Annotated in this window: 2 protein-coding genes and 1 pseudogene; 2 read left to right on the top strand and 1 reads right to left on the bottom strand. The window is 44.3% G+C overall.

All coding sequences use genetic code 11. The annotated features are described in order from the left end of the window. Nucleotides 1-792: pseudogene (locus tag ACGF7G_RS22140) on the top strand (hypothetical protein); the annotation flags it as partial. A gap of 1 nt (nt 793) precedes the next feature. After that, nucleotides 794-1,348 (top strand): tail fiber assembly protein, encoded by a 555-nt coding sequence (locus tag ACGF7G_RS22135; protein ID WP_387468428.1) that lies wholly within the window; start codon nt 794-796, stop codon nt 1,346-1,348. A gap of 65 nt (nt 1,349-1,413) precedes the next feature. Here the strand turns inward: ACGF7G_RS22135 and ACGF7G_RS22130 are convergent, their stop codons facing one another. Beyond that, entirely contained in the window at nt 1,414-2,040 is a 627-nt protein-coding gene (locus tag ACGF7G_RS22130) for a tail fiber assembly protein (RefSeq protein WP_387468427.1), read from the bottom strand. Nucleotides 2,041-2,199 lie beyond the last annotated feature (159 nt).

Below are 2,199 nucleotides of genomic sequence, written 5' to 3'. Positions count from 1 at the left end.
GCTAACAACGCAGTACCGAGTAGCCGGAAAATTAACGGGAAACCGTTGAGTGGGGATATTAGTTTGAGTGCCGGGGATGTGGGGGCGTATTCGATAAATGGCGGGGTGATAAATGGCATTATCACTTGTCCGGGGCTGACTATCAAAGCTGATGTGCCATATATTCAAGGCTTTGCCACAAACGGAAACAGGCAGTTTTTTTGTGGACGAGCGGGTGACGGCCCGCTTTATTTTAAAAACGACTCAACAGATGCAACATTACAAGTCACTGATAATTTTTACTTTACACGAAAAATTATTCCTGATGATTATGGCAATTTTGACCAACGCTATCAAAAACTGGGCGAGATACGTTTATTTCCGTTCAGGCCAACTGAATTACCGGCAGAGTGGTATCACTGCAATGGTGACCAATATTTAACAACATCGAAGCAAGGCAAAGTGCTTCGTCAACTCTCATCTGCATACAAATCTGATTTCAGAATAAGTGAAAGTTCTGGACGGATTAATCTACCAAATTTCTATTCAACAGATGGACGCGGCTTATTTTTACGGTCATCAAAATCACCGGGATTAGTCGTGCAGGATACGTTCCGCGCGCATTCACATCCTGAAACTGTCTGTTCAGTTGACGGGGGCAGGGTTAACTATAGCGAAAAAGTGGCCGTGGATTGGAACCGCGCAATCGGCGAATATAGCGCGGGCTACAGTAGACTTGTAGCTGGAGCAGGTGGCGCAGAAACAGCGCCGGTCAACATCGGAATGACACCTGCTGTTTATTTGGGAGTATAAAATGATAAATTACTATTTTGATAGCACTAAGCCACATCGGCCATTTACTGGGTCTGCTGATGCTAATCCGGGTAGTGAATCACCGGTGAATGCTTTACGAATAGAGCCAGAATTTAAAGCGGGATTTTGGCCGTGTGAAAAATCAGGGCAATGGGAACTTATCGAGAATAAAAAAGGAATTACGATTTATTGCATTGAGAATGGAGAATCACAGGAAAACCAAGATGTTATTATTCCCGATGGTTTTACTGAACAATCAAAACCGTCGAAATATCATAAGTGGAATGGGAAATGGGTAATTTCGGAGGGTGATAAAGAAAAGTGGAAAAAAGATATTCAGCAAGAACTTGTTAACGATGCTGAAGATAAGAAGCAGCAATTAATGAGTGATGCGATTCAAAAAATTGTACCACTACAATATGCTGTTGAAACTGAAATGGCATCGGAAGCGGAAAAAACTTTATTGCTAGATTGGAAAAAGTATGTGGTATTACTGAATCGGGTTGATGTTTTACAGGTTCCTGATATTGGGTGGCCTGAAAAACCTATGGAGTGATTGAATTGGGGATGAGGGAAAGTGGTGGTGAGAACGGGGTAAAGCCGGACTAACCGGCTTTGTTTTTACTTCGGCACTGGCGGCCACTGCACATCAGGTGCTTGATTCACATCTACACGAGTGAGTAGTACTCTGTACTTCTTCCACTCCAACAGAGCGGCTTTCTCTGAGTCTGTCGCGACTTCCAAGTCAACAGAGTCTTGCAATAGAGACAGTGTTTCATTTGCCTGCTGTAACAGTGCTGCTTGCTGTTGCTTGGCTTCATCAATCTGATGCGATTTGAGAAGGTCTTTATCAACTACCCACTCTTTACCATCCCATTTGTCAAAATCAGTGGGTGGTTTTTTGAATGTGAGCGTATCCGGTAATTCCCCGATTTCAGTGATTTCAGTAGCCGCGCGAGTTTGCGTGTCGTAAGCGGTTTTACCCCGGTAATCAGGTAAGATTTCCCAACGGCTTTTATCTTCGCTTCTACAAACAGCCTCATCATCAGATTTCGGAAGTTCTGGCGCATCAGAATAAGCACCGGCCGATAAGCTGACACCCAGCATCACATATTCGATATCAGAGCTCGTGAATTCTCGTGTGATTTGATTCGAGTGATAAACCTTTATCCATCCTGCCTGAATAGCCAAACCATCTTTACCCAATACGGCTGTTTCATGGTCTAAAGAGTATTTTTGTTCTGTCATTATGCTGCTCTCACTATGTAGTTAAATGCGATGTTGCGGGGGCGAGTTTCGTTGCCGCCTGTATTGTTAGCAATTGATGTAGCTGTGGCGTTGCCCATAGCATCCCTGCCAAGCGGGTACCTGAGGCCGCCAGGTGCGCCTTGATACGTCCACAAGTGA

It is taken from the genome of Photorhabdus sp. RM323S (genome assembly GCF_042879375.1).
GTDB classification, from domain to species: Bacteria; Pseudomonadota; Gammaproteobacteria; order Enterobacterales; family Enterobacteriaceae; genus Photorhabdus; species Photorhabdus tasmaniensis.
This window is presented reverse-complemented; position numbering and strand designations above follow the sequence as displayed.

Coding starts and splice junctions, on each gene's coding strand:
- ACGF7G_RS22135 (WP_387468428.1), top strand. CDS start 794: ATGATAAATTACTATTTTGATAGCACTAAGCCACATCGGCCATTTACT.
- ACGF7G_RS22130 (WP_387468427.1), bottom strand. CDS start 2,040: ATGACAGAACAAAAATACTCTTTAGACCATGAAACAGCCGTATTGGGT.